At 34.1% G+C, this 17,859-nt stretch carries 13 protein-coding genes; all 13 read left to right on the top strand.

Annotated elements, in window-relative coordinates; translation table 11 throughout:
• The first annotated feature begins 206 nt into the window (after positions 1-206).
• The 13 genes from DW761_RS06515 (at position 207) to DW761_RS06575 (ending at position 17,858) form a co-directional block, all read left to right on the top strand.
• Positions 207-1,292, top strand: a complete 1,086-nt coding sequence (locus DW761_RS06515) for a bifunctional chorismate mutase/prephenate dehydratase (RefSeq protein ID WP_117516927.1) — start codon at positions 207-209, stop codon at positions 1,290-1,292.
• Entirely contained in the window at positions 1,289-2,521 is a 1,233-nt protein-coding gene (locus DW761_RS06520; protein ID WP_117516929.1) for a pyridoxal phosphate-dependent aminotransferase, read from the top strand. Before DW761_RS06515 ends, DW761_RS06520 begins: the two co-directional genes overlap by 4 nt.
• 142 nt (positions 2,522-2,663) lie before the next feature.
• Positions 2,664-3,125 (top strand): hypothetical protein, encoded by a 462-nt coding sequence (locus DW761_RS06525; protein ID WP_117516931.1) that lies wholly within the window; start codon positions 2,664-2,666, stop codon positions 3,123-3,125.
• Between the two features lie 164 nt (positions 3,126-3,289).
• Positions 3,290-4,219 (top strand): DUF1848 domain-containing protein, encoded by a 930-nt coding sequence (locus tag DW761_RS06530; RefSeq protein WP_117516933.1) that lies wholly within the window; start codon positions 3,290-3,292, stop codon positions 4,217-4,219.
• A 155-nt stretch (positions 4,220-4,374) separates the two neighbouring features.
• On the top strand, positions 4,375-4,830 hold the full coding sequence (locus DW761_RS06535) for a DUF1307 domain-containing protein (protein ID WP_158553758.1): 456 nt from the start codon (positions 4,375-4,377) through the stop codon (positions 4,828-4,830).
• Positions 4,831-4,883: 53 nt separating this feature from the next.
• A complete protein-coding gene (locus DW761_RS06540; protein ID WP_117454336.1) occupies positions 4,884-5,363 on the top strand; it encodes a hypothetical protein in 480 nt (159 codons plus the stop codon).
• A 16-nt stretch (positions 5,364-5,379) separates the two neighbouring features.
• Positions 5,380-5,826, top strand: coding sequence for a hypothetical protein (locus DW761_RS06545; protein ID WP_117454337.1), 447 nt, complete (start codon positions 5,380-5,382; stop codon positions 5,824-5,826).
• 125 nt (positions 5,827-5,951) lie between these two features.
• The gene (locus tag DW761_RS06550; RefSeq protein WP_158553759.1) at positions 5,952-6,788 is read left to right on the top strand and encodes a Cof-type HAD-IIB family hydrolase; all 837 of its coding nucleotides are present in this window, start codon (positions 5,952-5,954) and stop codon (positions 6,786-6,788) included.
• A gap of 231 nt (positions 6,789-7,019) precedes the next feature.
• The gene (locus DW761_RS06555) at positions 7,020-12,332 is read left to right on the top strand and encodes a glycosyl hydrolase family 95 catalytic domain-containing protein (RefSeq protein WP_117516938.1); all 5,313 of its coding nucleotides are present in this window, start codon (positions 7,020-7,022) and stop codon (positions 12,330-12,332) included.
• A gap of 274 nt (positions 12,333-12,606) precedes the next feature.
• Entirely contained in the window at positions 12,607-13,455 is an 849-nt protein-coding gene (locus DW761_RS06560) for a PRD domain-containing protein (protein ID WP_117516940.1), read from the top strand.
• Positions 13,456-13,457: 2 nt separating this feature from the next.
• The gene (locus DW761_RS06565) at positions 13,458-15,299 is read left to right on the top strand and encodes a beta-glucoside-specific PTS transporter subunit IIABC (RefSeq protein WP_117516943.1); all 1,842 of its coding nucleotides are present in this window, start codon (positions 13,458-13,460) and stop codon (positions 15,297-15,299) included.
• Between the two features lie 15 nt (positions 15,300-15,314).
• Positions 15,315-16,748 carry a glycoside hydrolase family 1 protein gene (locus DW761_RS06570; protein WP_117516945.1) on the top strand — a complete coding sequence of 478 codons (1,434 nt, stop codon included), beginning with the start codon at positions 15,315-15,317 and terminating at the stop codon, positions 16,746-16,748.
• Between the two features lie 267 nt (positions 16,749-17,015).
• Positions 17,016-17,858 carry a PRD domain-containing protein gene (locus tag DW761_RS06575; protein WP_117516947.1) on the top strand — a complete coding sequence of 281 codons (843 nt, stop codon included), beginning with the start codon at positions 17,016-17,018 and terminating at the stop codon, positions 17,856-17,858.
• Position 17,859 lies beyond the last annotated feature (1 nt).

Consider the following 17,859-nt stretch of genomic DNA (forward strand, 5'->3'; position numbering starts at 1 on the left):
TAAAAGAAGTATAACGAAAAACTATTTCTCAGATCATCGGGAAATAGTTTTTTAGAATCGTAAAAGGTAAATATCAACTACACATATCCTATGTGTTTACAAGCCATTGAAATTTATCAAATATATTTTTCATAAATTTTCTGAAAATTGTATGAATACCCATGGAATTATTGTATAATAGGGTGGAAAAAAGGGAGTGAAGTATAATGAGCCTTCTGGATGATGCTAGAAAGCGAATCAATGAAGTAGATGCGCAAATGGCTGATCTTTTTGAACAGCGGATGCAGGCTGTAGAAGATGTCATACGATATAAAGTGGAGCATCAAATGGATGTTCTGGATACAGGCAGAGAAAAAGATGTATTAAAGCGTAATATGAGCCTGATCAAACAAGATAAATATAAGGATAGTTATTTAGCGTTCATGGAGGATATGCTGAAGATCAGTAAGGATTATCAAAAATCTGTCATCTACCATGATACAGTAGGATATCAGGGCGTACAGGGAGCATTTTCCCATATCGCCAGTGAAAAAGTATTTCCTTATCGAAAGAAAAGAAATTTTGCGTCTTTTGAAGATGTATTTCAGGCAGTATGTCAAAATGAAATAGCTTATGGTGTCATTCCTTTTGAAAATTCATTTACCGGAGAGGTTGGGGAAGTGCTGGATCTTTTACTTCGTTATGATGTGTATATCCAACAGATCTATGATTTGAAAATATCGCAAAATCTATTGGGTGTCAAAGGGGCTACCTTGCAGGATATCAAACAAGTATATTCTAAAGATCAGGCAATTTACCAGTCTAAACAGTTTTTAGAGGGACGTGGATATGAGTTGATTCCATATCCAAACACAGCACTTGCGGCAGAATATGTCGCAAAGCAAAATGATAAAACCAAAGCAGCGATCGCCGCTAAAGAAAATGCGGAATTATATGGGCTGGATATATTAGCTGAGGATATCAATACCAGTGAACAAAATACAACAAGGTTTATTATTATCGGAAAAAAACTTGTGAAAGAGGGAAATCGTTTCTCTATGATCTTTACCGCAAAGCATGAAGCCGGTGCACTTGTAAAGGCAATGGAAGTGATTTCCAAACATGGATTCAATATGGAAAGCATCAAATCCAGATCCATCAAAAACAAGCCATGGGCTTATTATTTCTATGTGGAAATTGACGGCAATTTACAGGATACGAAAGTAGTGGAGCTGTTGATGGAAATGAATGAAGTTTGTGAAGATGTTAAATTATTAGGCGCATATACAAAAGAAAGCAGGGATGAAAAATGAGTTTTGTGAAAAGTAAGGTAAACACAACACCAATCGAGGATACAGTATTTGCGATTGTGAAAAAAGCGAAAGAAGCAAAAGCAGCCGTAGGAGCTGAAAATGTAGTGGATGCGACCATTGGTTCTTTATATAACGAAGAAGGAACAATTGTTGCATTTGACAGTGTATTTACACCATACAACAATATTCCAAAAGAAACTAAAGCCGCATATGCCGGCAGTTTTGTAGGAAATGATAGTTTCCGTGATCAGGTATATAACTGGGTGGTAAAACCTAGTGGATGCAGCTTAGCACATAGTGTCATCGCAACACCTGGAGGAACTGGTGCTGTCGCAATCACGTTGAGTGAAATTCTGGATGAAGGAGAAACCGTAATCCTTCCAGAAATCGCATGGGGTTCTTATAAATTAATGGCAACCATGGATAATCTGAATGTAAAAACTTATTCATTATTTGAAGGAGATCATTTTAATCTGACAAGCTTTAAAGAAACTTGTCAGGAAGTCATGAAAACACAGAAGAAACTTTTAATGATCATCAATGATCCATGTCACAATCCTACAGGGTATTCACTCACGATAGAGGAATGGAAAGAAGTTGTGGCATTCTTAAATGAATGTGGAAAACAGGTACCAGTGGTATTATTAAATGATATCGCATATATCGATTATGCATATGATTTACCTCATTCAAGAGATTATATGGCAACATTTGATGCATTTAGCGAAAATGTAATGGCAGTCATTGCGTTTAGTTGTAGTAAGGCGTTAACATCTTATGGTTTGCGTTGTGGTGCGGCAGTATTGTTGGGAAAAACTCAGGAAATTGTCAGAGGTGTAGAAATCGTATTTGAAAAAGCAGCTCGTGCAACATGGAGTAATGTTCCAAATGCTGCTATGGATAACTTCACATATGTCACAACAGAAAACTATGATACGTATATGAAGGAAAAAGCATATTATGTGGACTTACTGAAACAAAGAAGTGATATCTTTACATCAGAAGCAGATGCTTGTGGACTGGCGTATTATCCTTATAAGGAAGGATTCTTTGTTACCGTGAAGATTGAAGATAATGCATTACGTGATCGTTATCATGAAGCATTGATGGCACAGCATATTTATACTGTAAAAGTCAATAAAGGTATTCGTGTTGCGGTATGCTCCTTAAGCGTTGATAAGACAAAAGGTCTTGCGAAACGCATGAAAGATATTCTTAATTCATTATAAAATAGAAATTGGCTCTAAAAATGGTACGAATTGTACAGTTTTTAGACCCTTTTTACAAAGTTTCCTCTAACTGATATGTGATACGCATTCTAAAACTATTTATGGTATAATGCATACGTAGTAAAGAAAGAGAGGAACCTAAATGAAAAGAGTTTTTAAGAATTTATTTTTCTGTATGCTTATTCTGGCAGGACTAAGTGCATGTGATGTGACAACAAGTTTTTGTTATACGTTTAACATCGATAATGGTGATAAAGTTGATGTCACATTGAATACGTCAGATGGACATAAAATAAGCCAAAAAGACGGTGAGTTCTTTATCAAAAAAGATGATAAAACGTTATTAAAGGGAAATTTTATGAGGCAATCGGATTATGAAAATTTTCGTGATCGTGCATTAAATATGGAGGGCGTAACCATTAAAGAGGATCATTCTAAAGATGAAGTACCATCTATTCGTTTTAACGCAAATTCTGATGGAGATAAGGTATTCTTTATCCAAAAAGTAAAAGATACCAACACTTTTATTGGAATTTCCAGTCCTCTATCCGATGATGAGGCAGTAAAGGCATTTTCTTATCTGACATTTCAAAAGCATGAGTGATTTATAAAAGGGATACACCTGCCAGATATCCCTTCTCATTATAAAATAAACATATTATAAGGCTCTCTCTTTCAGCACTCTTTCGGAGTGCTTTTCTCTTTTTTATAATCCAATCATTTGTATTCTGTATCAAACTTTTGTATAGTAATACCAGAGGTGATGATATGATTTTATTTGTAAGTGGGCGATGTGACATCCCAGCATATTTTAGTAACTGGTTTTTTAACCGTTTAAAAGAAGGCTATGTGGATGTAAGAAACCCATTTAATCCACATCAGATATCTAGAATCATATTGAATGAAGCCAATATTGATGTCATTATTTTCTGTACAAAGAATCCTTTGCCTATGTTGCCAAGATTAAAAGAAATCCCTTTTCCCTATATATTTCATGTCACATTAACTGGATATCATAAGGATATTGAACAGGCAGTACCTGATAAAAAAGCGATTATCGAAGGGATAAAGAAGATGTCAAGTCAGCTGGGTTCTAAACGTGTAATCGTCAGATATGATCCCATCTTATTAAACGATGTATATACCATAGAGTATCATTGCCGTGCATTTGAACGGTTGTGTAAACAATTAGAAGGCTATGTAGAAACGGTGATTATCTCCTTTGTGGATATGTATAAAAATACGCGTAAGAACATGGCTAAAATGAAGCTTCAGCCATTAGAAGAATCACAGATGAAGATGATTGGAAAGGCTTTTGGGGAAATTGCCCAAAAGTATCATATGCATATACAAAGCTGTGCAGAAAAAGTAGATTTATCCATGTATGGCATTGAAGCAAGACCGTGTATGAATATGGAAGATATTACCCAGGCAATCGGACATTCATTTGAAAAGCCAAAAGGAAAAGGTGTCAGAGAACAAGTCTGTGGCTGTATTGCTAGTGTAGATATTGGGGATTATAATTGTTGTCCTCATGAGTGTTTATATTGTTACGCCAATTATGATGCAAAATCAATTAAAGAGAGAATCAAATTGCATGATGAACATAGCAGTGTTTTATTAGGACATTTAACAGAAGAGGACCATATTACTATTAGAGGTAATAAAAACGTGACACAAAAGGCATTTAATTTATAGAAAAAAATAGAAAAGACGTATATGTGACAGTGTTTTTTACCACTTTTTGATATGGATTTCCAATTTTCGACAATTTTGAAGATATTTCAAGAGCCCTTTGGTATAATAAATGTGTATAGAAAGGGACAGATTAAAATACTGTCAGAGGGATGGTTATGAAAAAGTTTTTAGCATTCGCATGTGCAGCAGTTTTATTAGCAGGTTGTGGTTCATCTGAACCAAAAAAAGAAACAAAAACATGTTCCATGGAAGAAGCAGGAATGAAAATGTCTATTAAGATGGATGCAGAAGATGATGTAATTAAAAAGATGGAAATGTCTTATGTTTTCCCTGGATCTATGTTTAATGGAGATGCTTCTAAATTAAAAGAAGATGATTTAAAAACAATGGGAGATGCTGTATTATCTCAATTAGGCATTAAGGAAGGTGAAGGTATTGCCGCAGTATTCAAAGCTGATGGAAAAGATTTGAAAGCGACAATCAATATTGACCTAACAAAAGCAGATACTGATATTTTGAAGAAACAATTCAAGATGGAAGGCAACACAAAAAATATTAAGTTAAGTGAAACAGTTAAAAGTGGAGAAGCAGACGGCGCTACATGTAAATAAGTTTCATGATTATAAATGAAAAATATTATATTTAGAAGATGGAGAAATACATAATGAAACATAAACAAATAATGGCATTTCTTTTTGCGGCAGTTTTATTAACCGGTTGTGGTTCTAGCTCAAAAGAAGTAAAAAAAGAAACTAAAACATGTACAACCGAATATCAGGGCATGCGCATGTCTATGAAAATGAATGCGGAAGATGATGTCATTAAAACAATGGATATCCAATATCTTTATTCAGAAGAAATGCTTGGTTTTGATGCTTCCAAAGTAGATAAAGACCAGTTAAAAGTGATGGAAGATACCGTGATGACACAGTTAGGCTTAAGCGGTGATGAAGAAGGCGTTAAAGCAACCGTGAAAGTTGATGGTACCGGCATGAAAATGGATATCCATGTCGATTTGATGAAAGCTGATTCTAAAGTGTTAAATAAATTCAGCATCACAGGAAATACGAAAAATGTAAAACTTAGTGAAACGGTAGAAAACGCAGAAAAGGGTCAGGAAGGTATTAAATTTACTTGTAAATAAATGAGGAGAGAAAACTATGAAAAAATTATTCGCAATCGCATGTGCTGCTTTATTATTGGCAGGATGCTCATCAGAACCTAAAAAAGAATCAAAAACCTGTTCTATGGAAGTTTATGGAATGAAAGCAAGTATCAAACTTGATGCAACAGATAACAAAATTACCGCAATGGAATTGGTATACGATGTTCCAGAAAGTGTATCACAAAAAGATGCTTCTCAAATGACACAGGAAGATCTGGATAAAGAAGGAAAAGCAATGTTAAGCAGAATGGGCGTTGATGGTAAAAAAGGTGTTAGCGCAGAATATAAAGCAAATGGAAAAGATTTAAAAGTAGTTGTTAAAATTGATATGGCAACGGTAGAAGGTTCTACACTTAGTACATTAGGCTTTGGTGATTCTAAAGATGCACCATTTGATAAAACAATCGAATTATCAGAAAAACAGGGAATGACTTGTAAATAAGCATACAGAAAACGTATTGGTATCATACTAATACGTTTTTTTTGTATGGAATTTTCTTCCTTTTGAAAATAATATTATATAGAAAAGTGATATAATTGCTCTGAATGAAAAGGAGGAAGGATGTTATGGTAAAGCTTTTTGCGTGCGATTTAGATGGCACTTTACTAAATAAATATCATGAAACAGATGAAGTGATTTTGGATGCTGTGGATCAAGTTATAAAAAATAACCGCTATTTTGCGATTGCGACAGGTCGTCATATGCATGGAAATCAGAAAGAAAAGTTAGGGATGTATCATCGAGGGGTATATACGATTTGTATGAATGGGGCATTGATATTTGATCCAAAAGGAAACTCTATTTATGAAAATTATCTCAATCAGGATTTTCTAGCAAAGATATTAAAGACATTTCCTACCATTGATTTTGAGTGTATCGGAAAAGATCATACATTTCTTAGAATCTCCAAGGACCAACATATAAAAGAATTCGAGAAGCGCAGTATCTGGAAAAAGGTGTTACGTAAAACAGATATTCATGAATTTATGAAAGATTGTTTATATGAACAAAGTGATGAGGAAATCTTAAAACAGGGGATTATGAAAATCAATTGTCGGGTAGAGGATGAAGCGTTGCATCATGATTTAACTGCATTTATCCAAGCACATAGCGATATCGTCGTCAACGCACCTTTTCAGGATGAAATTTTTGAAATCACAGATAAAAGTGTAAATAAAGGCGAAGCAGTCGCAAAGCTTGCCCAACTTTTGAATGTCGCAGAAGATGAAGTTGCTGTTTATGGTGATGGTGGAAATGACTTTGAAATGTTAAGTAGATTTACCCATGCGTACGCAACAGAAAATGCAAGTGATGCCGCGAAGAAAGCCGCAGGGAATGTGATTGGACATTGTGATGATCACGCAGTACCAAAACATATTTTAGAGATAATATATAAATCTTAAGATGAATCCTGGCTTTATATGTAGTCTGCTTTAGATACATAGAAGGCTGGGATTTTTATAATATATTGTTATATTGCGCGATAAATATATATAAAAAATAATATTAATATTTTAGAGATATAGTTTTATTTTACATATGGATTGCTTAATCATATCAGAAATACATACAAGTATTCTTTCATTTGTTATAATCCGATTTGAGAACGGTTACATTTAAGAGAGGAGAACATAATGAAAGGTATAACAAGATATGTAAAAAAAGCAGCGCCAAGTTTTTTATTGGCTTGTGCCATGGTATGCACATGTATACCAGTAAGCAGTATGCGAATACTTGCAACAGATAATCAGACTACACCGGATTTAAAAATCAATTTTGATGAACCAGTGAGTGAGGGAACACTCATACCCGGAAGAAGCGGTGGTTTTAACACAACAGAGGAAAATGATCGATGGCAACAGTTATCTTTACCGATTGGCAATTCCAGAATGGGTGCCAATGTGTATGGTGAAATTAGCAAAGAGCACTTAACATTTAACCAAAAAACATTGTGGACAGGAGGACCAAGTGATTCTCGCAAAGATTACAATGGTGGAAATGTCACAACCGTTGATGGAATGCCAATGGCAGACTATGTGAAAAAAGTCCAGGATATGTTTTTAAATGGTGACCCGGATGCTGCAAATGCTTGTGGAAAAATCGTTGGCAGTCATGATGGATATGGCTCTTATCAGGCATTTGGCGATATCTATTTAGATTTCGGTTTAAATGGGACACCATCTAATTACGAACGTGCATTAGATTTAAATGATGCGTTAGCAACTGTGGATTTTACATTAAATGGCACAGATTATCATCGTGAATATCTGGCAAGTTATCCAGATGATGTAATTGCGATGAAAGTAAGCGCAAAAGGTAATGATAAACTAAACTTTCATGTATCATTTCCTGTAAAAAATGAAACAAGCGAGAATTTACAAAAAGATGTTGTCACAACAGTGAAAGATAATACCATTGTCGTTCAAGGAAAAATGAAAGACAATCAGCTGAAGCTAAATGGACAATTAGCTGTAACAACACAGGATGGAAGTATAGAAGCAGCAGATGATCAATTATATGTAAAAAATGCATCAGAAGCAACGATTTTTGTAAGTGCATCAACGGACTATAAAAACGATTATCCTGCATATCGTACAGGAGAAAGTGATGATCAATTAAATCAACGTGTAAAAAATGTAATTGATGCAGCCGTAAAAAAAGGCTATGCTCAAGTCAAACAAACAGGAATAGAAGATTATCAGAATATATTCCAACGTGTTCATCTTGACTTAGGACAGACAATGCCAGATTTAACTACAGATGAACTATTGACTGCCTACAACAATGGAAATGCAGATGCAGGAAATCGCCGTTATATAGAAACTTTATTATTTCAATATGGCCGATATTTACAGATTTCTTCATCCAGAGGAGATGATTTACCTGCCAATTTACAAGGTGTATGGAATGATCGTGTAGGAAATGAAAACGAAGTTCCATGGGGCTCTGATTATCATATGAATGTAAATCTGCAAATGAATTATTGGCCAACGTATGTTACCAATATGGCAGAATGTGGCATACCTTTAATAAAATATGTGGATAGTCTTCGTGAACCAGGTAGAGTAACGGCTGAAACTTATTTTGGCGTAAAAAGTGACGCAGAACATCCGGAAAATGGATTTAGTGCACATACCCAGAATACACCATTTGGCTGGACATGTCCGGGCTGGGCATTCAGCTGGGGATGGTCACCAGCGGCAGTTCCTTGGATTCTTCAAAATTGTTACGAATACTACGAATACACGCAGGATAAAGAATTCTTACATAATGAAATTTATCCAATGTTGAAAGAAGAAGCTACATTATATAAACAAATATTACGGGAAGATCCTGAAACAGGCAGACTTGTGACAGTACCAGCGTATTCACCTGAACAAGGTCCATATACAGCAGGAAATACCTATGAACAATCACTGATCTGGCAATTATATAAAGACAGCATTGAAGCCGCAGAGGCATTGGATGTTGATCAGGATTTAGTAAAAGAATGGAAAGATATCCAGTCAAAATTAAACCCAATCGAAATCGGCGATAGTGGACAAATTAAAGAATGGTATAGTGAAACAACACTGGGAAGTGTTCCTAATACGGATTTACACCACCGTCATATGTCACATCTATTAGGCTTATTTCCTGGAGATTTGATCAATGTAGATAATGAAAAGTACTTGGATGCTGCCATTGTTTCTTTAACATCAAGAGGTGATGATGCGACTGGCTGGGGAATGGGACAACGATTAAATTCATGGGCACGTGTTGGTGATGGTAATCATGCATATGAAATTATCAAAGCATTCTTTAAAGCAGGCGCATATCCAAATCTTTGGGATGCACATCCACCATTTCAGATTGATGGAAACTTTGGCTATACTTCTGGTGTAGCAGAGATGCTCATACAAAGCAATATGGGATATATCAATTTATTGCCTGCATTAGCTGATGAATGGCAGGATGGACATGTGGATGGATTAGTTGCTCGTGGCAATTTTGAAGTAAGTATGGATTGGAAATCTTCCAATCTGTATAGTGCTTCCATCTTATCAAAGAGTGGAAACGAATGTACAATTGCATATCCAAATATTGATCAGGCAGTGGTAAAACATAATGGAGATATCGTAAAAACAACACAAAAAGATGGAAAAATCAGTTTCCAAACAGTCGCAAATGAAACATATACTATCGAAAATATTCCTGATCGACCTTTAAAAGCTGTGGAAAATGTAAAAGCTTATACAGATGGAAATAAAATACTCATTGACTTTGATGAAATGCCATCCGCAACACGTTATGATATTTATCAAAAAGATGAGAACGAACAATATAAAAAAATTGGTGAAACAGCACATACACCATATCAAATGGATGGAAACAGTGGCTTTTATAAAGTCGCTGCTGTGGATACTGATGGTAGAAGTGGTACATTAAGCAAAGAAATAAAACCAGAGGATATCTATCATATCGTAAAAATGGATGATCGTGATCCAATGATAAATTATTCCTCTGGCTGGGGTGACTGGACAGATGGTGGACAGTATATGTCCACAGAAAAATATACAGACCAGGATGGAAGCTCTTTAGATTTCTATTTCTCAGGAAATGGTTTAAAAGTCATAGGCATGAAAGCAGGGAATACCCATACGTTTGACTTATATATCGATGGTAAAAAAGTAGGAGAAAACATAGATACCAATAGTACAGAAACATTGCGACAACAAGTGTTTTATGAAGTAAAAAATCTTCCAGAAGGCATTCATCATGCACAGCTTATAGTCACAAAAGCGAAGATTTCCTTAGATGCATTTGAAATACTCCGTCAAGGAAACCCAACAAATATGAGTATCATAAGTGATGATCAAATAGATCTATCAAAACAAACAAGTATCCCATTAAGCGTAATGACAACACCATCAGGAACAAGTGCAGGGGATATCACCTGGTCTGTGGAAAATGATTTAAAACTACCTAGCAATATCGCAACCATCGATGAAAAGGGAGTATTAACATGTACACATCCAGGAACAATTATTGTCAAAGCGGAAGATAAAGAGCATTATTTATATGCACAGAAAACGATAGAAATCGTTATGCCACAGAATTGTGTAAAAGTAGATGATCGTGATCAAAGTATTACATATTCTGATGGCTGGACAACATGGGATGAAGGAAAACATGAGTTTGGCACAATCAGTGAAACAATCCAAAAAGGCAGCAGCTTCTCATTTGAATTTACGGGAAATAAACTTGCCTTATATTTCATGAAATTAGAAGCATCAGGTGGTTATGCTGGTGCGAATATCGATGTCATCATAGATGGGGTAAATCAAGGAACATTCTCTACCTTTACCAAAGTCAGTGGCAGTGAACCAAAAAGTAAAGTGTTTGAAAGTAAGCCATTATCTAATGAGAAACATAAAGTAGAAGTGGTTGTGAAAGATTGTCCAAGTGATGCTCCTGAAGGCAGTAAACCAAAAGTATCATTTGATTATTATGAGATTACGACAGAACCACAAAAAGCATTAAGTTATGATGCATTGAAGAAAGAAATGGAAACGTATTTGAATATGAATCTTGATGCTTATCAAGAAGAAAGTGTAAAGGCATATCAAGCAGCATTCCAAAATGCCTCTAAAATTTATGAAATCGCAGATACACAACAACAAATTGATGATGCAACATCTTTACTGGAAAAGGCAAAAAATGCACTACAGTTAGTGATTGATAAAACAAAACTGGCTGCGGAAATTGCGGAAGGCATGAAGCTTCAAGAAGATGATTATACACCAGACAGCTGGATAGAATTTAAAAAAATACTTGAAACTGCACAGGGTGTATTGAAAAATGAACAGGCAGATCAAACATTGATCAATGATACATTAACAAGCCTGCAGAAGGCAAAAACATTACTTGAACCGAAACATACACCAGTTCTTGATAAAACAAAATTACAAAAAGCACTACAATCCGCACTTGAAAAAGAAGCCCAGGGTTATACAAAAAACAGTGTCACAAAGATGAGCTGGGAGCCTTATAAGAAAGCATATGAGGAAGCGGATGCGCTGCTTCAAACAACAGAGGTTGAACAAAAAGTCATAGATGATGCTGTTGAAAAACTTCTACAAGCTATGGATCAGTTAGAAAAACGATCATCATCAAATAGCTTATCAAAGCTTGGACAGATCACAAAAGAAGTAAAAGATTTAAATCAATCAAAAGATGAAGCAATAAATACAATGATTACATCAGCATATCAATTGAGCGCAAATCCAGAAAATGCTAGCGAACAGGCAGTATCTGATTTATACAAACAGCTACAACAGGCTCGCTCACAACTATTGATTCAACAGGCAAAAACACAGGCTCAAGAGCTATTGGCATCATTATCTTCTCTTGTGAAAAATCAATACACAGTGGATAGCTGGAAGGCACTAGAAGAAGCAAAAACACAGTTAGATGGCATTCTACAATCAGATAAAGCAACGTTAGATGAAATCAATACTGCTTATCAAAGACTATTTGATGCGAAAGAAAACCTGAAAGTAAAGGAGCTTAAGCCAGATACAGATAAACATGAATTGAATACAATCATTCAACAGGCACAAGAGCTTATCAAGAACCCTTCTGTTTATACAGAAAAATCTTTAAAAGAATTACAGAATGCATTATCACAAGCTATCTTAATATCTCAAAATAATAAAACAAATGATGCTGAGGTAAAAACAGCTATTACTAATTTACGACAGGCAATCAAGCAACTTCAAAAACAAGAAGCAAATGCGGTTGTGGATAAGGAACAAAAGAATGATAAAAAAACAGAAGATAAAAATTCATCTTCCGTTGATACAGGCGATCATAGTCATGTTGTTTTCTTCTCTTTCTTAACATGTGTAACAGGATTTGTTGTGATCAAAGGTATTAGAAAAAGTAAAAAAATGAAAAAATCTTAAAACAAGATTGTGAAGGCTAATGATATATTAATTGTATGATTAGCCTTTCTTTTAGTGTTTTATATCCATAAAAATACCATAGTAAATGGTAAATTAATTATGTGAGCGCTTGAAATAGCACTTTTGTTTGATATAATGGATTTAGAAAAAAACTTCTATAGCAAATGGTTGCTACAAGAAAGAGTATGTTACTGATGATCAGGCAGAACTCAAATTGCATAAATTGTCCTTTTTTATGCAGTTTGAGTTTTTTTCTGGAAAGGAGATGGAATTTATGAAAGTAAGTCAGATTTTAAACAATAATGTTGCATTGGTTCAGCGAGGGAAAAACGAGATTATTGTTTATTCAAAAGGAATATCTTTCAGAAAAAAAGTTGGGCAAACAATTGCAGAAGATGAGATTGAAAAAACATATGTATTAGACTCTTCCGATATGTTAGAACATTTCAGTTATCTTTTAGCAAACACAGATGAAAAAATTATTGCATTGGTAAATGAAGTGATTTCATATGGTGAGAAATCATTAAATATCAAAATAAATGATTATTTGAATCTGACCTTACTAGATCATGTGAGTTATGCACTAATACGTGCATCTAAAGGGCAATTCATTAAAAGTCCATTGGCATGGGACGTTAAGAAATATTATGCTGATCATTTCCAGGTGGGAAAATATGCTTTGAAGTTATTAAAAGATCAATTTGATGTGGAATTTCCAGAAGATGAAGCAGTATCTATTGCATTACACTTTGTAAATGCACAAAACGAACAAACAACATTGGATGATACAATTCAGGCAATGAAAATTTTAAGAGATATGTTATCTATCATTCAGTATCATTACCGTATACAATTAGATGAAAATTCATTAAATTATATGCGGCTTGTAACACATTTACAATACTTTATCCAAAGGATACAATCAAATTCATCTTATACAGATAATGATGAAGCATTAAATTCCAACATACGTGAAATGTATCCCAAAGCATATGCGTGTGTTTTAAAAATAAGAAGATATGTAAAAGATAATTTCGATTTTGATTTATCAATAGATGAAGAAACATACTTAATGCTGCATGTGCAACGTGTTACGAATCGTACGGATTCAGGAGGAAAATAAACATGAAGTATAAAGAGTTTAATGAAAAAATTATTCAATATGTTGGAGGAAAAGAAAATATCCAGGCAGTTGTTCACTGCATGACACGATTAAGATTTACTTTAAAAGATCCAAAACTTGCGAAAAGTGAAGATATTAAAGCAATGGATGGGGTGATTGATGTTGTCAACAACAAAGTATCCTATCAAATCATTATTGGTACACATGTCAATGATGTACATGCGGAGTTATTAAGTATGCTTGGCATGGATAGTACAAATGAAGTGAAAATAAAAAAGAATGTTGTAAAAGCGATTTTAGACTTATTATCTGAATCAATGACACCTTTACTTGAACCGATTCTTGCTGCTGGTATGATGGCTGGTATTCTTGCAATACTGACATTATGTGGACTTATATCAACAGAAAGTCCTACATATTTGATTTTTGATACTATTAGAAGTGCTGTTTTCTTTTTCTTGCCGATTTTCATGGCAATGTCTTGTGCAAAGAGATTAAATGCAAACCCATATCTTGCAGTAGCTCTTGCCTGTATACTTGTTTCGTCAAATATTAATGGAATGGAAAATTTAAGTCTATTTGGATTAAACCTTCCTGCTATTACTTATTCAACATCATTTTTCCCAATCATTTTAGCAACATGGTTTATGGGATATGTTCAGAAATTCACTAAAAAGGTAATTCCTGAGTTTTTACATTTCTTTTTAGTACCTGTTACAGTTTTAGCGATATGTCTTCCTGTTACATTATTCCTATTTGGACCAATTGGAACATGGATTGGTGATGGAATCGCCCTAGTTTGTGATTTCTTTATGAATACATTTGGCAATTGGAGTGTGATTGCTCTATATGCAGCAATTCAGCCATTCTTAATCATGATGGGAGCAGGTAATTTTGTTGTCCCTGTTGTAATGAATTTCTTTACAACTATGGGATACGATCCTATTTTCATGGCAGCTTTTACAATTTCAGACATCGCCGTTGGTGGAGCAATGCTGGGATATTTCTTTCGCACAAAAGATACGAAACAAAAACAGTTATTTGGAGGAACTTGTTTTAGTGCTGTATTAGGATGTACAGAACCAGCAGTTTTTGGAGCATTTATAAAGTATCGTCGACCTTTTATCGCTGTAATTATTGGTGGTGGACTTGGGGGATTATTTGCAGGTTTAATGAATGTTAAGAGTTATGTAATGGCAAGTGGATTATTTGGATTACCTACCTATATTACTGATAGCGGTTATGGAAATTTCTATGCTATGATTGGTGCAGTTGCTATTTCATTTATAGGTGCAGCAATAAGTGCCTATCTACTAGGCATTCCATCAGAAAATAATGTAGAAAAGGATGCAGCAATTCATAATAGTGAGGAAGGAATTTCATTAATGCAAAAGGAAATGGTAAAAACCCCTGTAAAAGGAAAGATAATTGCATTAAAAGATTTAAATGATAAGGCCTTTTCAAGTGAAGCTTTAGGTAAAGGCTGCGGTATCATTCCAGAGGATCATACAATATATGCACCTATTTCAGGAGAAGTTGTGACCGTATTTCCAACAAGCCATGCAATAGGGATTAGATCTGAAGATGGCGTAGAAATATTAATTCATATTGGGATTGATACTGTTGAGCTAGATGGAAAAGGATTCGATATTAAAGTGAAACAAGGCGATTTTGTAAAGACAGGTGATATATTGGGTGAAGTTGATTTCAATTTCATAAAAGATTCCGGCTATGATCCAACGGTAATAATTGTCGTAACGAATTCAAATGATTATTTAGATATAGTTCTTGAAAACAAAAAACAATTAGCGATAACAGACAATTGCTTTGCAATTATCTATTAAACGAGGAGAATACATATGAAATTAAATGAGAATTTTTATTGGGGTGCAACAATAGCTGCGCATCAACTTGAAGGAGCCTGGGATGTGGATGGAAAAGGTCCTGGAATAATGGATTATGTCAGTAATGGAACGAATAAGGAAGCAAGGAAGGTTTATAAAGATATGAAAGATCTTCCAAAAGATAAGTATTTTCCATCTCATGAGGGAATCGATTTTTATCACAATTATAAGGAAGATATAAAATTATTTGCTGAACTAGGCATCAAAAGTTTGAGATTATCAATTGATTGGAGCCGTATCTATCCTACTGGAGTTGAAGAAAAACCAAACGAGAAAGGTTTAAAATATTACCATAGTGTAATTGATGAATTATTGAAGTATAAAATTGAACCAATGATAACTTTATGCCATTTTGAAATGCCTATGCATTTAGTTAATCAATATCAATCGTGGTTAAATAAGGAGATGATCAACTTCTATTTGAAATATTGTAAAACTTTATTTACTGAATTTAAAGGTAAAGTAAAATATTGGATGACATTTTATGAATTAAATCATACATATCAAAAAAGTGAAATGTCCAGTATTTTATCATATATGGTAAGTGGTCTAGAACATAAAGATTTAAAAAATCCCGAAGAGGATATTGCAAATATATGCTATAACATGTTACTTGCTAGTTCTAAAGCAATTATATTAGGACACTCTATATGTAAAGATTATCAAATTGGGTGTGTTTTAGCATTTATACCTACTTATGCTGGAACGTGTCGTCCAGAAGATGCTTTACAAGTTTTACATGATAGCGATCGTGATTTGTTTATGGCCGATACTCTTTGCAATGGAAAGTTTCCAGACTATAAAATGAAAGAATATAAGAAAAAAGGATTTAAAATTCATGTTAATGATGAAGATCAAGAAATATTCAAACTAGGAACAATAGATTTTTACGGACTTAATTATTATATGACAGGCATTAGTTCGTTTGATGGAAAAGGACTTGAACAAGCCTTTTATGGTGGGTATAAAAATCCATACTTAAAATCAAATGAGTGGGGATGGGAAACAGATCCAATTGGAATACGATACGCATTGAATTATCTTGATCGCCGTTATGGGAAACCTATTATTATCACAGAAAATGGCTTTGGTGCTGCTGATATTTTAAAAAACGGTACAGTTGAAGATGACTACCGAATAGAGTATATAAAAGAGCATGTGATACAATTAGAAAAAGCTATATTAGAAGACAATGTAAATTGTATAGGCTATTTTGTATGGTCACCAATAGATTTAATTTCAGCTACAACAGGGGAAATGAAAAAACGTTATGGATTCATCTATGTTGATAAAGATGATCAAGGTAACGGTACTTTAAAAAGATATAAGAAAAAATCATTTAACTGGTATAAGAAAGTTATTGAAACGAATGGTGAAGTTTTAGATTAGAGAGTGATTGATAAGACCAATTATATTTATGATATAACTGGTCTTTTTTCTATCACGATTTATTTAAAAATACCATGGTAAATGGTAAATTAATTATGTAAGCGCTTGAAATAGAGCTTTTGTTTGATATAATGGATTTAGAAAAAAACTTCTATAGCAAGCTGCTATAGATTGAGTATGTTACTGATATGCAGGCAGAACTCAAATTACTTGGAATGGCTTTTCCTATGTAATTTGAGTTTTTTTCTGGAAAGGAGGAGCTGCAATATGAAAATCAGCCAGATATTGAACAATAATGTTGCTATCGTAAAGAGAGGATCAAATGAGATTATTGTGTATTCCAAAGGTGTTGCATTTAAAAAGAAACCAGGACAGGAAATTACCAGCGAAGAAATACAGAAAACCTATGTACTGGATTCTCACGATAAACTAGAACACTTTAGCTTTCTTTTATCCAATACCAAAGATGAGTACTTGCAAATGGTAAATCAAATCATTGCCTTTGGAGAAGAAAAACTCAAAACATGTGTATCTGATTATCTTTACCTAACATTATTGGATCATTTAGATTTCACAATTAAGCGTATCAAAAAGAATCAGTTTATTAAAAGTCCGCTTAGCTGGGAAGTTAAAAAGTTTTATCCAGAGCATTATCAAATTGGTTTATATGCAGTATCCATTATTCAGAAAACGATGGATATTGACTGTCCTACAGATGAAGCTGTCGCAATTGCGCTTCATTTCATCAATCTGCAGAATGACACAAACAACGCAAATCATCAGATAAAAGCAATGGAAACAGTAAGAGATATTCTGGCAATTATCAAGTATCATTTTCATATAAACTTCGATGAAGATTCTATGAATTATATACGCTTAGTCACACACTTACAATACTTTGTGACAAGGTTGTTAAAACATGATGTATATGATTCAGATGAACAAGAATTAAATAATCAAATCAGAAGTTTATATCCAGAAGCGTACAGTTGTGTAAACAAAATCAGAGTTTATGTACGCGATGCATTTCAAAGTGAATTAACAAATGATGAAGAAACATATCTTATGCTTCATATTCATCGTGTAACCCAAAGAGAAGAAAGGAATTAAT

Origin of the sequence: Absiella sp. AM29-15 (assembly GCF_003434225.1) — a bacterium.
Taxonomy (GTDB): domain Bacteria; phylum Bacillota_I; class Bacilli_A; order Erysipelotrichales; family Erysipelotrichaceae; genus Hoskinsella; species Hoskinsella hominis.